The sequence below is a fragment of the Erwinia sp. 198 genome, from assembly GCF_003937915.1.
In the GTDB taxonomy this organism is placed as follows: domain Bacteria; phylum Pseudomonadota; class Gammaproteobacteria; order Enterobacterales; family Enterobacteriaceae; genus Erwinia; species Erwinia aeris.
This window is the reverse complement of record NZ_RHUM01000010.1, coordinates 183,555-202,209: the sequence shown is the minus strand read 5'-3', so window position 1 is coordinate 202,209 and position 18,655 is coordinate 183,555. Positions and strand designations below refer to the sequence as shown.

Below are 18,655 nucleotides of genomic sequence, written 5' to 3'. Positions count from 1 at the left end.
GCTTTAGCGCGGTGGTCCCACCTGACCCCATGCCGAACTCAGAAGTGAAACGCCGTAGCGCCGATGGTAGTGTGGGGCCTCCCCATGCGAGAGTAGGGAACTGCCAGGCATCAGATTGCGATAACCCCGACCTCACGGTCGGGGTTTTTTGCGTTTGTGCGCCGGGAAAACCCGGGTAGCGATCGTAAAGAGTCAGCCTGACAGAAAGACAGACGTAATTACCCTGGCCAGACGCGTATAGAAAATGCATAAAAGCTCGTCTCCTCCCTGTACCATCAGATTTCGGTCCGCCACCGGGGTTGCTGTTCAGCTTCCGGCTATTTTAAACGCCGCTCAACGCTTTTTTTTGCTGCAAAAATATGCGAAAGTAGAACCAAAAAAGCTTTTTTCCACCCTTCTGTTTCCCGCTTGCGCGCCTGCTTTTCCACTGTTTCGCAAACTATCGCAAGCGCGATCCCACAGCAAATCCTTCCACGCTTCCGGTCTGAAAATCGGGTAAACTACGGGCAGATAAATTTGTTAAGGCCGTTTTATGTCCAGCCAGCAGCACTCTTTACAACCTTTCAATACATTTAATCTTGATGTCTCTGCACAAAATATCGTTATAGCGACCACGGCAGAAGCGTTAAGCGCCGCCTGGCAGGAAAGCCAGCGCCAGCAGCGCCCGGCACTGTTAATAGGTGAAGGAAGCAATATACTGTTTTTAAAGGACTTTAACGGTACCGCCATCGTTAATCGTATCAAAGGCATAACGGTAAAAGAGAGTGCGGAAGCCTGGCATCTGCATGTAGGTGCCGGAGAAAACTGGCATCAGCTGGTTCAGTACACGCTGGAAAATGCGCTGCCCGGGCTGGAAAACATGGCGATGATCCCCGGCTGCACGGGTTCGGCGCCTATTCAGAATATCGGCGCCTATGGCGTCGAGTTAAAAAACGTCTGCGAGTATGTCGATATTCTGCATCTGCCTGATGGTAAGGTCAGCCGCCTTTCTGCGCAGGACTGCCAGTTCGGCTACCGTGACAGTATCTTCAAACACCAATATCAATACGGCTACGCCATTATCGCCGTTGGTCTGATCCTGCAAAAGCAGTGGTTACCTGTTATCACCTACGGCGATTTGAGCAGGCTTTCTTCAGCTACGGTCACGCCACAGCAGATTTTCGACTCGGTATGTGCGATGCGCAGCAGCAAGCTGCCCAATCCTGCCGAAACGGGCAATGCCGGCAGCTTTTTTAAAAATCCGGTGATCGCTGCGGAACAGGCGGACGCTATTGCGGCAGACTGGCCGGATATGCCCCGCTATCCGCAGGCTGACGGCAGCGTAAAGCTGGCTGCGGGCTGGCTGATAGACCGCTGCGATCTTAAAGGCTACAGCGTTGGCGGAGCGGCGGTTCATCAACATCAGGCGCTGGTCTTGATCAATAAGGATCGGGCAACCAGTAACGATATTGTGGCGCTGGCGCATGAAGTTCGTCAGCGTGTCGGACAAAAATTCAATGTATGGCTCGAACCTGAAGTGCGCTTTATCGGCGCCGAAGGCGAGCAGGATGCCGTCGGAGTCATTGCATGAAAGATCAAACCGTGCCGTTAAAACTTGTCGCCATTCTGGCCGACGGCGAATTTCATTCCGGCGAACAGCTGGGCGAGCGGCTGGGCATGAGCCGTGCTGCCATTAATAAACATATTCAGACGCTCAAAGAGTGGGGCATTGACGTTTTTACCGTAACCGGTAAGGGTTATAGCCTGTCAGGCCCGATCCAGCTGCTGAATGAAGAAACGATCCTTTCACAGCTGGATCAGGGCGGCCTGGCGGTGATCCCGGTGATCGACTCCACCAATCAGTATTTACTGGACAGAATGGCTACGCTGCAATCCGGCGATGCCTGCGTGGCGGAATATCAGCAGGCGGGTCGCGGTCGTCGCGGGCGTCAGTGGTTTTCTCCCTTCGGTTCCAACCTTTATCTCTCTATGTACTGGCGGCTGGAGCAAGGCCCGCTTGCTGCGATGGGGTTAAGTCTGGTTATCGGTATTGTAACGGCGGAAGTCTTACAGGCGCTGGGCGCAAGCGACGTCAGGGTAAAATGGCCTAACGATCTCTACCTGAACGATCGTAAACTCGCCGGCATTCTTGTGGAATTAACGGGAAAAGCGGGCGATGCGGCGAATATCGTGATCGGCACAGGCATTAACCTGGCGATGCGCTCGCCGGACGCGAGCGTGGTTAATCAGGCGTGGATCAACCTGGAGGAAGCAGGTGTCACGATAGACAGAAACAAGCTGGCTGCCAGCCTGGTCAATAATATGCGCGGATCCCTTCAGCTTTTTGAGCGTGAGGGCCTTGCGCCTTTTATTGAGCGCTGGAGCAAGCTGGACAATTTCCTGAACCGGCCGGTGAAGCTGCTGATAGGCGACCGTGAGATACCGGGCATCGCCAGAGGCATCGATCAGCAGGGCGGCTTGATCCTGGAACAGGATGGCGTGCGCAAATCCTGGGTCGGCGGCGAAATCTCTCTGCGTCCACAGGATAAATAAAAAGGGGCAGTAGCCCCTTACCGTTTTCTCGCGCAAGTGTTAACGAGCCTGCAGGAAAGCCAGCAGATCCTCGTTAAGCTGCTGCTGATGCGTAACGGCAAAGCCGTGTGGTGCGCCGTCGTAAATTTTTAACTGCGCGCCCGTGATGGTTTCGGCGGCCAGCTTGCCTGTTGCCTCAAAAGGCACGACCTGGTCGCTGCTGCCGTGAATAACCAGCGTCGGCACGTCGATCTTCTGCACGTCCGGGCGGAAATCGGTTTCTGAGAAAGCGGTCACGCAGTCGATGGTGCCTTTCAGCGAAGCCAGCAGCGCGATATTCAGCGTCTGCGTTTTTACGCCTTCTGATACCGTCATTCCCTTGTTGAGACCGTAGAAGGGCGTGGCGAAATCGCTGATAAACTGCGCGCGATCTTTGCGTAATCCTGCCTTGATATCGTCAAAAACAGATTTGTCCACGCCTTCAGGATGATCGTCGGTTTTGATAAAAATCGGCGTAACCGCACCCAGCAGCGCCAGGCTGCTAACGCGTCCGGTGCCGTAGCGGCCGATATAGCGGGTCACGTCGCCGCCGCCCATCGAGAAGCCGACCAGAGTAATATCGTGCAGATCGAGATATCCGATTAGGTCATTAATATCGGATGCGAAAGTGTCATAGTTATACCCTTCCCATGGCTGATCGGAACGGCCAAAACCGCGACGGTCGAAGGCGATAACGCGGTAGCCGCGTTCGGCCAGAAAATTCATCTGGCTGTCCCACATATCGGCATCCAGCGGCCAGCCGTGACTGAACAGAACCGGCTTACCCTTGCCCCAGTCTTTGTAATAAATCTGCGTACCATCCTGCGTCCTGAGCGTGCTCATGCGTGTTTCCTCAGCTTATGGTTGGGTTGACTCGTTAACCATAGCCCTACTGGCGCCAGAAAGAGCAAGAAAATTTTTAACAGGGCGGTGAAAGAATGATGGCAATCCGTCTGGCTCAGATAACGCGCGGTGTGATTACTGCTGCTGGCAGTGACGGTCTCCGCCATCCAAACCCGTTTACTTGCTGCTTTGCAAGGAAAAGTAAATTGTGAAATTCATCCTTTATTATTTAAAAGAGAATAGTTATCGTTATCATGCGCATTTAACAAGGCATAATAAATAATCAGGGATATGATTAATGGTTGACATAAAAAGTTTTCAAATCAAGCCGTTGGCAATAGCTATCGCCTGCTTTGCAAGCGGCCCGGCCTGGACGGCTGAAACCGAAGCAATCGAAGATAACGAGGCGGAAATGGTGGTAACCCGCTCTGCTGAAGAGCAGCTAAAACAGCAGCCGGGCGTTTCGATCATTACCGCGGAAGATATTGCCAAAGAGCCGCCCGTTAACGACCTTTCCGACATTATCCGCAAGATGCCCGGCGTCAACCTGACCGGCAACAGCGCCACAGGCAGCCGCGGTAACAACCGGCAAATCGATATTCGCGGTATGGGGCCGGAAAACACGCTGATCCTGATTGACGGTATACCGACGAGGTCGCGCAATTCCGTTCGCTACAGCTGGCGCGGGGAACGCGATACGCGCGGCGACAGCAACTGGGTACCGGCGGAGATGGTCGAGCGTATAGAAGTACTGCGCGGGCCAGCGGCGGCGCGCTACGGCTCTGGCGCGGCGGGCGGCGTAATTAATATCATCACGAAGCGTCCTACCAACGACTGGCACGGTTCGCTGTCGCTGTTTACCAACCAGCCGGAAAACGACAAGGAAGGCGCCACCAAACGCGCTAACTTTAGCCTGAGCGGCCCACTGGCGGGCGAAGCACTGACCGCGCGGCTGTATGGCAATATCAATAAAACCGGCGCCGATGCATACGATATCAATACCGCAGAAAACGGTAGCCACGCGGCGGGCCGGGAAGGGGTACGCAATAAAGATATTAACGCGCAGCTTTCCTGGAAAATGACGCCGACGCAAATTGTCGATTTCGATCTCGGCTATAGCCGTCAGGGCAATATCTATGCGGGCGATACGCAGCACAGTAACGGTAATATCAGCGATCTGGTGCCGACGCTGTACGGCCACGAAACCAACCGCATGTATCGTCAGACCTATGGCATTACGCACAATGGCGTTTGGGACTGGGGACAGTCAAAAGTTGGCTTTTACTACGAGAAAACCAACAATACCCGTCTGCATGAAGGCACGACAGGTCGCGTCGAAGGAATGATCGACAGCGAGACTTACGACACCAGCCGTCTGCAAAATTACCGTACCAGCGGCGAAGCAACTATCCCCGTGGAAAAATGGCTGGAGCAGACGCTGACGGTGGGAGCAGAGTGGAACCGTGAAGTGCTGAACGATCCCGCTTCGATGCGCGCTACCAATGCCAGCGGCGTGTCGGGCAGCGGCATTACGGACAACCGCAGCGCTAAAAACAGCGCGGAGATGAGCGCGCTTTATCTGGAAGATAATATTGAGCCGATCGTCGGCACCAACCTGATACCCGGTTTACGCGTTGACTATCACAGCAGGTTCGGCACCAATTACAGCCCCAGCCTCAACGCTTCTCAGGCATTAGGTGAACACTTCAAGCTGAAAGCCGGCATTGCGCGCGTATTTAAAGCGCCTAACCTCTATCAGTCCAGCGAAGGTTATTTACTGAAAACACGGGGCAACGGCTGCCCGATCGGTATCGACAGCAAATGTTATTTGATGGGCAACAACGATCTGGATCCGGAAATCAGCATTAATAAAGAAGTTGGTCTGGAGTTTGCCAACGCGGGCTATGCGGCAGGAATTACTTATTTCCGTAACGATTATAAAAATAAAATCGTCTCCGGCACGGATTTTATTGGTATCGCCTCGGATGGCTATCATGTTCTGCGCTGGGAAAACGGCGGCAAAGCGCTGGTGGAAGGGCTGGAAGGTAACCTGACTATTCCGTTGATTGAAGAAATGCTGGAATGGCGTACTAATGCGACCTATATGATCACTTCGGAAAATAAAGATACCGGCAATCCGCTGTCGATTATTCCTGAATATACCATTAATACGCTGCTGGATTATAAGGTGACCAGCAAGCTTTCTACCAACCTGAACTGGACGTTCTACGGCAAGCAAAAACCCCGTCAATACGCCGAAATTAATACTGAAAATGGTTCGCTTTCCGATAAAGAGGTGGCGCCTTACTCTATCGTGGGCATTGGCGTGAACTATACCGTTATAAAGGATGTGCAGCTGAAAACGGGCGTCAACAACCTGTTTGATAAGCGTATTTATCGTGAAAACGCAGGGGCTTCGACCTATAACGAGCCTGGCCGCGCCTGGTACGCGGGCGTTACGCTTTCGTTTTAAGCACGGACAAAGCCAGCTCCGGCTGGCTTTGTCTGCTGACAAACCTGGATAGCGGATCCATCCTGGTGTTTTTTAAAGCAATCCAGCTGTTTCACGGCGGCAGAGACTGAGAGGATAAGCGGACCGTTTTGGCGCATGGACGCGCCAAACGAGCCGACAGGGACGTATCTACGGCGTGTCCGTGTTCCGATCTGCCTTTGCCGCATTTCACCAATCTGCAAGCGGCCCGTTAGTGAGGTATAAGTTTGTCAGCAACCTAAAAGCCAGTCCCGGCTGGCTTTTATTTTCCTTCGCCGCTAGTGATTGATCGCGTACGCGGCCGCCGCATTCGTTTTTTATTTTGAAATTACCTGTCCCCCTGCAAGTCGTTGCCTGCGTAAATATAAGCGTGCCTATACTCCCTTCAATATTCTCAGAAAAAGGCCCGAATCGCCTTACTACCAACGCAGCGGCAGGCTTAACAAGGGGCGTCCATTATGGCCAGACTAAAAGCATTTATTTGTTCCCATCGCTGGCTAACTTTACTGGCAGGATGCTTAATATTATTGGCCCTGACGCTTATCGTCTGCCGTTTATTTAGCGGCATGGCCGCTGAAAAAGTTTTTCCGGATCTGGCCCAGCCGGAAGAGACGGAAGCACCTTCCACCTTTACCACCTATCGCGCTTCGCTGGCTACGGAGGCGATTCTGGGCGGCCAGGGTACGGGGCTGAACTGCTCCATCCCGAAACTGATGGAAAAAATCGCTTTCAGGCCTGCGGATGACGGGTCGGCCATTTCCCTGCGCTTTCGCCAGGCCTGCGTGATGCACGACCTCTGCTATCGTCACGGCTATGCCACCTACGGGTACACCCAGGCGGACTGCGACAGCCAGCTCCAGCAGTCCGCCTATCGTTTATGCCGTCAGATTAACCGACAGGGAAACTCTCAGGATCCGCTGTCGGCGTACGCGGCTTGCGAACACGAGGCGAAAGAAGTGCTGCTGGGCGTAACGCTGGGCGGGGCGGGCTCGTTTCACAGCAGAAGAAGCTCGACCTGGTTTGAGTACGATCCGCAGCCGGGCAGGGCCGACGATTACATTGTAGGACGCGCCATACCGCAGGAAACCGTCAGCGATCCGGGCCGGGATTTTGGCGTTCGCACCTTCTACTTTCGGCGCAACACTGTAAAAATGCGCGTGCTGGCAACGCCGCCGGAAAGCAGCCGCGTCGATGCGCTGCCTTTTCCCGGCGTGCTGGTGGTCACGCCGCCGATAGTAATGGAAAGGCCGTCAGGTGAAGATGCCGCGCTGCCGCCGCTGGTTTCCCTGGCTCGTAACTCCTATAGCGATACCAGTGTCCATCTGATCCCGTTTGCTATCGCCCGACAGGAAACGTCGCAGCGCCCGGGCCATGCGCTGAGCTTTCCCGGCTGTGCTCAGGATGTCTGTTCGCAGGATGCCGACGCCTCAATCAATAAGCTGGCCGTTATTGATAATCAGCCGGTGCTGGTTTCGTTGACCCATCGCGGCGTACTGAGCAGCAATAAAACCACGGTGAAAATCGAGCAGAACGCGTTTATGCCAGGCGGTGGCAGAAAGCCCATGACCGATTACGCGCTGAACGGCCCGTCAACCTCCGTCCATAATCAGTATCGCTTCCTGTCGCACGATATGCTGTTTGAACGGGACGACGTCGGCCATATCACTCATGCGCTGGTTTTTGCTCGCGGCGTGGAGGTTTCAGCAGACGGCAGGCAGTTTATGCGCGATGACCGCGGGGAAAATTACGCCACGCGCGTGGCGGTAGCGCGGCAAAGGCTGGGCAACGGCCACACGGGAGAGATCCAGCGCTTCTTTTTAAACGCCGCAGAGACGGATGAGCCGCTTTCGTCGATCCGGCTGGGCAAAGCGCAGGGCACGGCGCTGCTGGGGCTGACATGGTCGGCAGCCGATCTGCGGCGGATAGAGAATGGCAAACCGGCAAACCATCCGCCGCTGGTCAAGATCTGGCGGCTGCCGCCAGACGGCGCAAGGCCGAATCCGGCACCGCAGACGCTGAGCGTGCCCGTTCCCGTGCCTAATGGCTACATCAGCCTGCCGCCGATTATTGCCCGCCTGAGCACGCAGGATGCGCCGCTGATGATCCTGACCCGCGTTGCGCCGGATCGCTGGCAGAGTGAGAATACCCGGCCGACGGCGGTTATAACCGATACGCTGGCGATCGATTTCGTGATTACGTCGCTGCTTACCGAAGCCGATGGGAAAAACCGTTTTGCACACAGCTACCAGCTGCGCTGCGAAATTAGCCTGGATAAGCAGCTTCAGTCCCCGGAGGCCAGCTCGCTGAGGCAGCGCGCGTATCGCATCCGCTATGGGCGCTATAACCCGACGCTGGAGGCGCAAAACCCAGCCTGGCAGCTCAACGTTGTTAAATCAGATCTGGCCCGCCGCTGGCGGATGAGCCAGCCGATTGTTTCAGAACGGCAGCTTGCTGACGGCCCGGTGATGGCGCTCACCATGATTTTTAACGGGTTTCCGGCCATGTCTTTTCAGGCGTTGTTAAAGGCGGAAAGCGGGCAGCTGCGCTATTTCCCTGCTGACACCCTGCCGCGTTTTATCAACAGCTGCTCGTTAAAGGCGCTGGCAAACGACCAATAAAAAAGGCCAGCGAAAGCTGGCCTATGGGATGCGCCGTTAGCGCATGGTGACAAATTCTTCCGAGCCGGTCGGGTGGATAGCCACGGTATTGTCGAAGTCTTTCTTGGTCGCGCCCATTTTCAGCGCCACCGCGAAGCCCTGCAGCATTTCATCCATGCCGTAGCCGATGCCGTGGATGCCGACGATCTTCTCATCTTTGCCCACGCAAACCAGCTTCATGCGGCACGGCTGGCGGTGCTGCGTCACGGCGGTATACATGGCGGTAAAGGCGGATTTATAGACCTTCACTTCGTCATCGCCATACTGCTCGCGCGCCTGCGGCTCGCTCAGACCCACGGTGCCGATAGGCGGGTGGCTGAAGACCACGGTTGGCACGTTGCTGTAATCCAGATGCTCGTCCGGCTTATTGTTAAACAGGCGTTCAGAAAGGCGACGGCCAGCGGCTACGGCTACCGGCGTCAGCTCAACGGCGCCCGTGTTGTCGCCCACGGCGTAGATGCCTTTCACGTTGGTGTTCTGATACTTATCAACGTTGATATAGCCTTTCTCGTTCAGCTCAACGCCGGTCACGCTCAGGTTCAGGTTGTCGGTAGCGGGTTCACGACCAATGGCCCAGACCAGACAGTCTACGGTCTGCTCTTTGCCGTTTTCCAGCTGCAGCGTCAGGCTGCCGTCGGCGTTTTTAATCACCGCTTTCGGAATCGATTCGGTATGCAGCGTCGGGCCCTCAGCGTTCATCACTTCCACCAGCGTGTCCACAATCAGCGGATCGAAGGTACGCAGCGGCGCATGTTTACGCACGAACAGGTGGGTTTCAGAACCCAGCGCGTTAACCACACCTGCGATCTCAACGGCGATATAGCCTGCGCCGACCACGGCGGTGCGTTTTGGCAATGCGTCCAGGTCAAAGAAACCGTCAGAATCGATACCGTATTCCGCACCCGGAATCGACGGATGAACTGGACGGCCGCCGGTCGCGATCAGAATATGATCCGCCGTGATCTTCTCGCCGTTCACTTCCACCGTGTGGGCGTCGACAAAACGAGCGAACCCTTTGATAACGTCTACTTTATTTTTGCCCAGCACGTTATCGTACGAGGTATGAATACGGTCGATATAGGCGCTACGGTTCTTAACCAGCGTCGCCCAGTCAAAGCTGTTGACGGTGGTATTAAAGCCGTAGTCAGGGCCATACTGATGAATCGCTTCGGCGATCTGCGCCGCGTGCCACATCACTTTTTTCGGCACGCAGCCGACGTTCACGCAGGTACCGCCGAGGTCTTTCGCCTCGATCAGCGCGCATTTTTGTCCATACATGGCCGCACGATTAATGGAAGCGATGCCGCCGCTGCCGCCGCCGATAGCAAGGTAGTCATAATGTCTGGTCATCGAAAGAGTTCCATAAGGGTCGAATTAATTGGCACTAGTGTAACGCCTGACGGCCAAATGCCGCAAAGTTTGCGTCTATGATTGTGATAGGGCGGGCACGTCAGAAACGCGGGTAAATGGCATAGAGCGTGACGTAAATCGCTATTTTTGATTTAAAAACCGGCAAAGAGAGACGGAATGGAACTGCTTTTTTTAGGCACCGGCGCGGGGACGCCAAGCCGCCAGCGCAACGTTACCAGCATCGCTTTAAATTTACAGGGTGTGCGCAGCGGCAGCTGGCTGTTTGACTGCGGCGAAGGGACGCAGCATCAGATCCTGCGCAGCGCGGTCAAGCCCGGCAAACTGGAAAAGATTTTTATCACCCACCTGCACGGCGATCATATTTTCGGCCTGCCGGGGCTGCTGACCAGCCGCTCGATGAACGGCATCAGCGAGGGGATCACGCTCTACGGGCCGCCAGGGATCAAGACCTTTGTGGAGATGTCCCTCAGCCTGAGCGGCTCGTGGCTGACTTTTCCGCTGGATATTGTGGAAATCGGTGCCGGAGAGCTTTTCAGCGACGAGCATTTCCGCGTCACGGCCTTTCCGCTGACGCATCCGGTGGAGTGCTACGGCTTTCGCATCGAAGAACATGACAGACCCGGCACGCTGGACGCGGAACGGCTGCTGGCGGACGGCATCAAGCCCGGACGGCTGTTCCAACAGCTCAAGCTGGGTAAAACGGTCACGATGGAGGACGGGCGCGTAGTGGACGGCAGCCGCTACCTTGGCCCGGCGATTAAAGGGCGGACGCTGGCGATTTTCGGCGACACGGCACCCACGGCGGCGGCAAGCGCGCTGGCGGCTGAGGCTGACGTTGTAGTGCATGAAGCGACGCTGGAAGCCGCCATGCAGGAGAAAGCTAACGGTCGCGGCCATTCGTCAACGGTGCAGGCGGCCACGATGGCAAAGGACGCGCGGGCAAAAAAGCTGATTATTACCCATCTCAGCTCGCGCTATCTGCGTGAGGATGCGGAACGGCTGCTGGCGGAGTGTCGGGCGATTTTTCCGGCTACCGAAATGGCGCACGATTTTGCGCTGTTTCCGCTGTAGCGAGCGCGGTCGGGCAGCGCCCGACCGGCAGGGCGGACTTATTCCGGCACGATCCAGCTGACTTTGGTATGGCCGGTGCCCGTTGGCACCAGCTGCTTGTGCAGCCACGGCAGCACGTTTTTCATCTGCTGCTCCAGCTTCCACGGCGGGTTAATCACGATCATGCCCGATGCGGTCATGCCACGGCGATCGCTATCCGGCAGTACCGCCAGTTCGATTTGCAGAATGCGGCGAATGCCCGTCGCTTCCAGCTCGGCAAACATACGTTTGATCTGCTGGCGCAGTACCACCGGGTACCACAGGGCGAACACGCCGGTGCCGAAGCGTTTATGGCCTTCCTGAATGCTTTTCACCACCGCCTGGTAATCCGTTTTGATTTCGTAAGGCGGATCGATCAGCACCAGACCGCGACGCGATGGCGGGGGCAGTTTGGATTTCAGCTGCTGGTAGCCGTCCGCTTTTTCCGTCCGCGCGCGTTCGTCTTTCTGAAACTCATTGCGCAGCAGCGGATAGTCGCTGGGATGCAGCTCGGTCAGATTCAGCTTGTCGTAAGGGCGCAGCAGATGGCGCGCGATCAAGGGCGAGCCGGGGTAAAAACGCAGCCTGCCGTTAGGATTCAGCGCTTTCACGCAGGAAAGGTAGCTTGCCAGCTCTTCCGGCGCGTCGTCCTGTTGCCAGATACGGGCAATCCCTTCCAGATATTCTCCGGTCCGTTCGGCATGTTCGCTGCCCAGCTGATAGCGTCCGGCACCCGCGTGAGTATCGAGATAGAGGTAGGGTTTATCCTTCTCGTTAAGCGCGTTAATGATCAGGCTCTGAACGGTATGTTTGAGAACGTCGGCGTGGTTGCCGGCGTGAAAACTGTGGCGATAACTCAGCATGTCGTGGGATTTGTCCGGTGGGAAAAAAGCAAGTGTGCCGCACGAGCGGCACGATTCCTGCCCAGTATAACCGTCTGGCGGAAAAAATGCGCTACCCGGGCTGATGCAGCCAGAAGGGATAGGTAAAAAACAGCAGCTGCAACAGATTAAAAGCAAAATGCACCAGCGTGGAAACCCACACGCGTCCGCTCCATAGCCAGGCCAGGCCGTAAATCACGCCGGTCAGCGCGGCAAAAAAGGCCAGCATCGGCCCGCCCGCGACGTGCGCCAGCCCGAACAGCACTGCCGTAATCAGCAGCGCCCACACGTTGCCGAGTCCCTGGCTCAGGCGCTGCTGCACGTAGCCGCGGAACAGCGTTTCTTCGGCCAGCGCAACGAAAAACAGATTAGCCAGCATAAAAGCGCCGAGCCAGGCCGGATGATGCAGCTCCACTCGCAGGCCGCCAGCCAACGTGGCGATCAGCAGCAGCGTTGGCATAGAGAGCAGCAAAACCAGCCACCACAGCCGGTTAGCGGGCGGCGCAGCCGGGCGTTTCAGCAGCGTTGGCAGGCAGCCCAGCAGCACAAAGGGGATCAGCGCCTTGTCAAAGTTGTAATAGAAGGTAAAAGGCGCGCTCTCCGGCCCAACCTGTACGCCGGAAACGATGCGCAAATTATTAAAGCCCGGCACAAGGTGCAGCATCAGCGCAACCGCGCCCAGGAACAGCAAGGCTTCTCCGACCACGCCCAAAGCGTTTCGTGCCTGCTGCCTGTAACAAAAAAAGGCCACGGCGCCCATTGCCGCCAGCGCGCCAAGCGCCGGTAGTTGCACAGTATGATTGCTGACGCCCACGATCAGCGAGACAGCCAGCAGGGTCAGCGAAACGCGCCGGTAAAAAGGCAGAAAGAACAACGATGCGGCAAGGCAGTACCACATAAAGACGCTCCCTGTGAGTCAGTGGAATAAATTGCGGAAAAAGTATGCTCCCGCTGCGCTTTGCAGGCAATTGCCTTTTTTAAGCCCGCCGTTGCCCCATTGATTTTCGCTACACTTAACCTCATGTTAGCTTAATCGCGCGCGGCAACGCGCCCCATACATCGATAACAAGGACTGCGCTATGACCAATCCGTTGCTGACTTCTTTTACGCTTCCGCCTTTTTCCGCTATTAAGCCAGAACACGTGGTGCCAGCCGTGACTACCGCGCTGGAAGAGTGCCGTGCGGCGGTGGAGAAAGCTGTCGCCCAGGGCGCGCCTTATACCTGGGATAACCTGGTGCAGCCGCTGTCAGAAGCCGACGATCGCCTGAGCCGCCTGTTCTCGCCGGTCAGCCATCTGAACTCGGTCAAAAACAGCCCGGAGCTGCGTCAGGCCTATGAGCAAACGCTGCCGCTGCTGTCGGAATACAGCACCTGGGTAGGTCAGCACGAAGGCCTGTACCAGGCTTACCGCAACCTGAAAGAAAACAGCTTTGACTCGCTGAGCGCGCCGCAGAAAAAAGCGGTAGATAACGCGCTGCGCGATTTCGAATTGTCCGGCATCGGCCTGTCGAAAGAGAAGCAGAAGCGCTACGGTGAAATCGCCGCTCGCCTGTCCGAGCTTGGCTCGACCTACAGCAACAACGTGCTCGACGCCACGATGGGCTGGAGCAAGCTGATTACCGACGAAAGCGAACTGGCCGGCATGCCGGAAAGCGCGCTGGCTGCCGCCAAAGCGCAGGCGGAAGCCAAAGAGCAGGAAGGTTGGCTGCTGACGCTGGATATCCCAAGCTATCTGCCGGTGATGACCTACTGTGACAACCAGGCGCTGCGGGAAGAGATGTATCGCGCCTACTCAACCCGCGCTTCCGATCAGGGGCCTAACGCCGGAAAATGGGATAACAGCGAAGTGATGGCGGAAACGCTGGCGCTGCGTCATGAGCTGGCGCAGCTGCTGGGCTTTTCTTCCTATGCCGAAAAATCCCTTGCGACCAAAATGGCCGAAAACCCGGCGCAGGTTACCGACTTCCTGACCGATCTGGCGAAGCGCGCCCGTCCGCAGGCGGAAAAAGAGCTGGAGCAGCTGCGTGCCTTCGCGAAAAAAGAGCACGGTATCGACGAGCTGAACCCGTGGGATCTGACTTACTATGGTGAAAAACAGAAGCAGCACCTGTACGCCATCAGCGACGAACAGCTGCGTCCTTACTTCCCGGAAGAGCGCGCCGTCAACGGCCTGTTCGAAGTCGTTAAGCGCATCTACGGCATCACCGCGAAAGAGCGTAAAGATGTGGATGTTTATCACCCGGACGTGCGCTTCTTCGATTTGTTCGACGAGAGCGGCGAGCTGCGCGGCAGCTTCTATCTGGATCTTTACGCGCGTGAAAACAAACGCGGCGGCGCGTGGATGGACGATTGTGTCGGCCAGATGCGTCGTGCCGACGGCAGCCTGCAAAAACCGGTCGCCTATCTGACCTGTAACTTCAACCGTCCGCTGAACGGCAAGCCGGCGCTCTTTACCCATGATGAAGTCACCACGCTGTTCCACGAGTTCGGGCACGGCCTGCACCACATGCTGACCCGCATCGATACGCCGGGAGTTTCCGGTATCAGCGGCGTGCCGTGGGATGCGGTAGAGCTGCCAAGCCAGTTTATGGAGAACTGGTGCTGGGAGCCGGAGGCGCTGGCCTTTATTTCCGGTCACTATGAAACCGGCGAACCGCTGCCTCAGGCGCTGCTGGACAAAATGCTGGCGGCGAAAAACTACCAGGCCGCGCTGTTTATCCTGCGTCAGCTGGAGTTCGGCCTGTTCGACTTCCGCCTGCACGCCGAGTTCGATCCGGCTAAGGGCGCGCAGATCCTGGCGATGCTGAAAGAGATTAAAAAGCTGGTGGCCGTGGTGCCGAGTCCGTCATGGGGCCGCTTCCCGCATGCCTTCAGCCATATCTTTGCTGGCGGCTACGCGGCGGGCTACTACAGCTATCTGTGGGCAGACGTGCTGGCGGCTGACGCCTATTCGCGTTTTGAGGAAGAGGGTATTTTCAATCGAGAAACGGGCCAGTCTTTCCTGGATAATATCCTGACGCGCGGCGGTTCCGAAGAGCCGATGGCGCTGTTCAAACGCTTCCGTGGCCGCGAGCCGCAGCTGGACGCGATGCTGGCGCACTACGGCATTCAGGAACCTGCTGAGTGAAGATCTGCCTGATTGACGAAACGGGCGCCGGAGACGGTGCCTTCTCTGTTTTGGCCACACGCTGGCAGTTAGAGCACGATGAAGATGCGCCGATGGCGCTGGTGATGACCGATGCCCGTCTGGAGCTGCGCAAGCGCGATGAGCCGAAGCTGGGCGGCATTTTCGTGGACTTTGTCGACGGCGCGATGGCGCATCGCCGTCGCTTTGGCGGCGGGCGCGGCGAAGCCGTCGCGAAAGCGGTCGGCATCAAGGGCAGCTATCTGCCGGTGGTGACTGACGCTACGGCAGGGCTGGGGCGCGACGCCTTTGTGCTGGCCTCGCTGGGCTGCCGCGTGCAGATGCTGGAAAGGCATCCTGTGGTCGCTGCACTGCTGGACGACGGCCTGCAGCGCGGCTACCGCAATGCGGAAATCGGCGGCTGGTTACGGGAGCGCCTGACGCTGGTGCACGCTTCCAGCCTGGAGGCGCTGGCAGCGATCGGCGAAAAGCCGGACGTGGTTTATCTCGATCCCATGTATCCGCACAGGCAAAAAAGCGCGCTGGTGAAGAAAGAGATGCGTGTGTTTCAGACGCTGGTAGGTGCGGATGACGATGCCGACGGGCTGCTGGAGCCGGCGCGACGGCTGGCGAAAAAACGCGTGGTGGTTAAGCGGCCCGACTATGCACCGCCGCTGGCAGGCGTCGCCACGCAGTCTGCCGTGGTTACCAAAAGCCACCGTTTTGATATCTATCCGCCGCTGAACACAGAGCAGTAGCTGGCAGTAAAAAGCCGCTTCCCTTAAACCAGCGGAAGCGGCTTATCGCACGACAAATAAACCTTAATCCTCTTCTTCGTCGCGCAGCGGCACAATCAGCATATCGATATGCACGGTATTAATCAGCTGGCGGGCCGAGGACATCAGCTTGCTCCAGAAATCCTGATGATGGCCGCAAACCACCAGATCCACATCGTAACGCTTGATGGCGTCCACCAGTACCTGGCCCAAATCGCCGCTGCCGCTAAGGGTTTCGGAAATCGGGTAGCCGGCGCTGTTTGAAATATCGGATAGCGCGGAGTGGGTTTCTTCGGAAATCCTTTTTTGCATATCGCCAAGATTCACGTCGATCAGACCGGTATAGAGATCGGAGTAATTAACGTCAACGTGGATCAGTGACACTTTAGCGTCGTAAGGGCGAGCCATAGATACCGCTTTTGCCACCAGCAGTTTACTTTCTGGTGAAAGATCCACGGCAATCAGAATGTGTTTGTAAGACATAATGCTACTCCTTCCATTCGGTGCGGCTGCATACATGCAGGCAGTCTGGCATCATAACACATTGAATTAATGCGATGTGGCAGGGTTCCCCGCGCCTGTCGCGACGCGTTTTTTATCTCTACAGTATAGCTAAAAATGTTAACAAATCCCGGTCAGCGCCTCACCTTTGCGAGCAGGATCAAAATGAATTTGCACCTCTTTTTATCCCCACGCTCGTGCATGCTGGAAAAAATTTCCTTCCATCTCCTAAACTGAAGAAACGAATAAAAACGCTGGACGGCAACCTTGCCGTTACCATCGCCCGGTCCTGGGGTTGGCCACACTCTGTTCAGGCATCATAACGGCGGCTGGCAGAGTATCGTCGTGGAGGGGAGCATGATTAGCACGATTGCACTTTTTTGGGCTCTTTGCGTGGTTTGTCTGGTAAATATGGCGCGTTACTTTTCTTCCCTGCGCGCGCTGCTGGTAGTGCTTCGCGGTTGCGATCCTTTGCTTTATCAGTACGTTGACGGCGCGGGCTTTTTTACCTCTCACGGCCAGCCCGGCAAACAGGTGCGGCTGGTGCGCTATATCTGGATGCAGCGCTACCGCGACCATCACGACGAAGAGTTTATTCGCCGCTGTGAACGCGTACGCGGCCAGTTTCTACTGACCAGCGCGCTGTGCGGACTGGTTTTTATCAGCCTGATTGGCCTGCTTATCTGGCATTGAGATATAAAAAAGGCGGGGAAACTTCCCCGCCCTGAGCTTACTTTACGCTGGATTACGGCACCAGTTTCAGCGCCAGCCAGTAAAGGCCACCCGACAGCACGATAGATACCGGCAGGGTAAAGACCCAGGCCAGCAGAATGTTTTTAATCGTGCGGCCCTGCACGCCGCCGCCGTCTACCAGCATGGTGCCGGCAACGGAGGAGGAGAGCACGTGGGTCGTTGAAACAGGCATCCCGGTGTAGCTGGCCACGCCGATAGAAACTGCCGCGGTCATCTGTGCGGACATCCCCTGAGCGTAGGTCATGCCTTTCTTACCGATCTTCTCGCCGATAGTGGTGGCGACGCGGCGCCAGCCCACCATGGTGCCCAGCGACAGTGCCAGGGCAACGGCGATAATGATCCAGACCGGCGCATATTCTACGGTATTCAGCATGTCGCCTTTCAGCTTGCCGAGAAAACGCTGATCTTCAGCAGAAACGCTTTTCAGCTTGGCCGTTTTGTCGGCGGTATCCGAGATACACATCAGCAGGCGACGCAGCTGGCTGCGCTGCTCGACGTTTAACGCATCGTAGCTTTGCAGGTTATTCAGCAGGCTCTGGGTGCGCTCGATAGCAGGCATCACGCGCGAAACATCGCAGTGAAACTCTTTCGGGCTGCCCGGATTCTCTTCCGGCGTAGGCAGCGCAGGCGGCGCCATCTGCACCATCTGCGTCAGCGAATCGCCGTGCTGCCGGTAATACTGCTCAAGATGATTGACCGCATCGCGCGTGCGCGTGATGTCATAACCGGAGGCGTTCATATTGACGACAAAGCCCGCAGGCGCCACGCCAATCAGCACCAGCATAATCAGGCCAATGCCTTTCTGACCGTCGTTAGCGCCGTGAGAGTAACTCACGCCGATAGCCGAGACGATCAGAGCGATACGAGTCCAGAACGGCGGCTTTTTCTTGCCATCGATCTTTTCGCGTTCCGCTGGCGTCATATGAATACGGCGGCGCTTTTTATTGCCGCTCCAGCAGCGGCGCAGAATAAACACCATGCCGCCAGCCAGCACCAGGCCGACAATCGGAGAGATAACCAGCGACAGGAAAATGCCGATCATTTTCGGGATGTTCAGCGCATCAACAACCGACGTGCCGGTCAGCAGTGCGTTGGTCAGGCCAATGCCGATAATGGCCCCGATGAGGGTATGGGAGCTGGAAGCAGGCAGACCGAAATACCAGGTGCCCAGATTCCAGATGATGGCGGCCAGCAGCATGGAAAAGACCATGGCCAGACCGTGAGCCGACCCGACGTTAAGCAGCAGATCGGTGGGTAGCAGATGAACGATGGCATAAGCAACGCTTAGCCCGCCCAGCAGTACGCCAAAGAAGTTAAATACGCCGGCCATGACCACCGCCAGTTGCGATCGCATTGCTCGGGTATAGATAACGGTAGCCACCGCGTTTGCCGTGTCGTGAAAGCCGTTGATGGCTTCGTAGAACAAAACAAAGAGCAGGGCAAGGACGAGTAACAGGCCGGTATGGTAATCAAGACCAGCAAACAGATGTAGCATAAGCGTTACGCCATTTTGGAGGACATGAACGCGGCGCATTATCAGCGAGAAACCGCGCCTGGGGAAAGTGAAATATAGACTTTTTTTGACATTAATGCGTCAAACGGAGTAAATAGCGGCCCT

General features: G+C 56.4%; 14 protein-coding genes and 1 rRNA gene. 9 read left to right on the top strand and 6 right to left on the bottom strand.

Annotated features, from left to right (window positions below; all coding sequences use genetic code 11):
• From rrf to birA, 3 genes are all read left to right on the top strand, one after another.
• Positions 1-109: ribosomal RNA gene (gene rrf, locus EGK14_RS15495) — 5S ribosomal RNA — on the top strand; the annotation flags it as partial.
• A 423-nt stretch (positions 110-532) separates the two neighbouring features.
• Positions 533-1,570, top strand: a complete 1,038-nt coding sequence (murB, locus tag EGK14_RS15490; RefSeq protein WP_125289993.1) for a UDP-N-acetylmuramate dehydrogenase — start codon at positions 533-535, stop codon at positions 1,568-1,570.
• Positions 1,567-2,532, top strand: a complete 966-nt coding sequence (gene birA, locus EGK14_RS15485) for a bifunctional biotin--[acetyl-CoA-carboxylase] ligase/biotin operon repressor BirA (RefSeq protein ID WP_125289992.1) — start codon at positions 1,567-1,569, stop codon at positions 2,530-2,532. The genes murB and birA overlap by 4 nt, the downstream gene beginning before the upstream one ends.
• A gap of 39 nt (positions 2,533-2,571) precedes the next feature.
• On the opposite strand, the gene EGK14_RS15480 is transcribed toward birA, so the two are convergent.
• Positions 2,572-3,393 (bottom strand): alpha/beta fold hydrolase, encoded by an 822-nt coding sequence (locus tag EGK14_RS15480; protein WP_125289991.1) that lies wholly within the window; start codon positions 3,391-3,393, stop codon positions 2,572-2,574.
• A 298-nt stretch (positions 3,394-3,691) separates the two neighbouring features.
• Here EGK14_RS15480 and EGK14_RS15475 point away from each other — a divergent pair, with 298 nt between their 5' ends.
• On the top strand, positions 3,692-5,866 hold the full coding sequence (locus EGK14_RS15475; RefSeq protein ID WP_125289990.1) for a TonB-dependent siderophore receptor: 2,175 nt from the start codon (positions 3,692-3,694) through the stop codon (positions 5,864-5,866).
• A gap of 545 nt (positions 5,867-6,411) precedes the next feature.
• Positions 6,412-8,502 carry a hypothetical protein gene (locus EGK14_RS15470; protein ID WP_125289989.1) on the top strand — a complete coding sequence of 697 codons (2,091 nt, stop codon included), beginning with the start codon at positions 6,412-6,414 and terminating at the stop codon, positions 8,500-8,502.
• A gap of 36 nt (positions 8,503-8,538) precedes the next feature.
• On the opposite strand, the gene gorA is transcribed toward EGK14_RS15470, so the two are convergent.
• A complete protein-coding gene (gene gorA / locus EGK14_RS15465) occupies positions 8,539-9,891 on the bottom strand; it encodes a glutathione-disulfide reductase (protein ID WP_125289988.1) in 1,353 nt (450 codons plus the stop codon).
• Between the two features lie 177 nt (positions 9,892-10,068).
• Between gorA and rnz the strand changes: the two genes are divergently transcribed.
• Positions 10,069-10,983, top strand: coding sequence for a ribonuclease Z (gene rnz, locus EGK14_RS15460; RefSeq protein WP_125289987.1), 915 nt, complete (start codon positions 10,069-10,071; stop codon positions 10,981-10,983).
• A 38-nt stretch (positions 10,984-11,021) separates the two neighbouring features.
• Here the strand turns inward: rnz and EGK14_RS15455 are convergent, their stop codons facing one another.
• Both EGK14_RS15455 and EGK14_RS15450 read right to left on the bottom strand, forming a co-directional pair.
• Positions 11,022-11,864 carry a 23S rRNA (adenine(2030)-N(6))-methyltransferase RlmJ gene (locus EGK14_RS15455; RefSeq protein WP_125289986.1) on the bottom strand — a complete coding sequence of 281 codons (843 nt, stop codon included), beginning with the start codon at positions 11,862-11,864 and terminating at the stop codon, positions 11,022-11,024.
• A 91-nt stretch (positions 11,865-11,955) separates the two neighbouring features.
• The gene (locus tag EGK14_RS15450) at positions 11,956-12,780 is read right to left on the bottom strand and encodes a CPBP family intramembrane glutamic endopeptidase (RefSeq protein ID WP_125289985.1); all 825 of its coding nucleotides are present in this window, start codon (positions 12,778-12,780) and stop codon (positions 11,956-11,958) included.
• 181 nt (positions 12,781-12,961) lie between these two features.
• Between EGK14_RS15450 and prlC the strand changes: the two genes are divergently transcribed.
• Entirely contained in the window at positions 12,962-15,010 is a 2,049-nt protein-coding gene (prlC, locus tag EGK14_RS15445; protein ID WP_125289984.1) for an oligopeptidase A, read from the top strand.
• Positions 15,007-15,765 carry a 16S rRNA (guanine(1516)-N(2))-methyltransferase RsmJ gene (gene rsmJ / locus EGK14_RS15440; protein ID WP_125289983.1) on the top strand — a complete coding sequence of 253 codons (759 nt, stop codon included), beginning with the start codon at positions 15,007-15,009 and terminating at the stop codon, positions 15,763-15,765. Before prlC ends, rsmJ begins: the two co-directional genes overlap by 4 nt.
• A gap of 63 nt (positions 15,766-15,828) precedes the next feature.
• Here rsmJ and uspA read toward each other — a convergent pair whose 3' ends face one another.
• Positions 15,829-16,266 carry a universal stress protein UspA gene (gene uspA / locus EGK14_RS15435; protein ID WP_125289982.1) on the bottom strand — a complete coding sequence of 146 codons (438 nt, stop codon included), beginning with the start codon at positions 16,264-16,266 and terminating at the stop codon, positions 15,829-15,831.
• 375 nt (positions 16,267-16,641) lie between these two features.
• Here uspA and uspB point away from each other — a divergent pair, with 375 nt between their 5' ends.
• Complete coding sequence (gene uspB, locus EGK14_RS15430; protein WP_125289981.1) at positions 16,642-16,977, top strand: universal stress protein UspB; 336 nt, start codon at positions 16,642-16,644, stop codon at positions 16,975-16,977.
• A gap of 52 nt (positions 16,978-17,029) precedes the next feature.
• Here uspB and pitA read toward each other — a convergent pair whose 3' ends face one another.
• On the bottom strand, positions 17,030-18,532 hold the full coding sequence (gene pitA / locus EGK14_RS15425) for an inorganic phosphate transporter PitA (RefSeq protein ID WP_148101254.1): 1,503 nt from the start codon (positions 18,530-18,532) through the stop codon (positions 17,030-17,032).
• Between the last annotated feature and the right edge of the window lie 123 nt (positions 18,533-18,655).

What these genes read in the sequence shown, in the direction of transcription:
- uspA (WP_125289982.1), bottom strand. Translation starts at nt 16,266, where the DNA reads ATGTCTTACAAACACATTCTGATTGCCGTGGATCTTTCACCAGAAAGT.
- uspB (WP_125289981.1), top strand. Translation starts at nt 16,642, where the DNA reads ATGATTAGCACGATTGCACTTTTTTGGGCTCTTTGCGTGGTTTGTCTG.
- prlC (WP_125289984.1), top strand. Translation starts at nt 12,962, where the DNA reads ATGACCAATCCGTTGCTGACTTCTTTTACGCTTCCGCCTTTTTCCGCT.
- gorA (WP_125289988.1), bottom strand. Translation starts at nt 9,891, where the DNA reads ATGACCAGACATTATGACTACCTTGCTATCGGCGGCGGCAGCGGCGGC.
- EGK14_RS15480 (WP_125289991.1), bottom strand. Translation starts at nt 3,393, where the DNA reads ATGAGCACGCTCAGGACGCAGGATGGTACGCAGATTTATTACAAAGAC.
- pitA (WP_148101254.1), bottom strand. Translation starts at nt 18,532, where the DNA reads ATGCTACATCTGTTTGCTGGTCTTGATTACCATACCGGCCTGTTACTC.
- rnz (WP_125289987.1), top strand. Translation starts at nt 10,069, where the DNA reads ATGGAACTGCTTTTTTTAGGCACCGGCGCGGGGACGCCAAGCCGCCAG.
- EGK14_RS15455 (WP_125289986.1), bottom strand. Translation starts at nt 11,864, where the DNA reads ATGCTGAGTTATCGCCACAGTTTTCACGCCGGCAACCACGCCGACGTT.
- EGK14_RS15475 (WP_125289990.1), top strand. Translation starts at nt 3,692, where the DNA reads ATGGTTGACATAAAAAGTTTTCAAATCAAGCCGTTGGCAATAGCTATC.
- murB (WP_125289993.1), top strand. Translation starts at nt 533, where the DNA reads ATGTCCAGCCAGCAGCACTCTTTACAACCTTTCAATACATTTAATCTT.
- birA (WP_125289992.1), top strand. Translation starts at nt 1,567, where the DNA reads ATGAAAGATCAAACCGTGCCGTTAAAACTTGTCGCCATTCTGGCCGAC.
- EGK14_RS15450 (WP_125289985.1), bottom strand. Translation starts at nt 12,780, where the DNA reads ATGTGGTACTGCCTTGCCGCATCGTTGTTCTTTCTGCCTTTTTACCGG.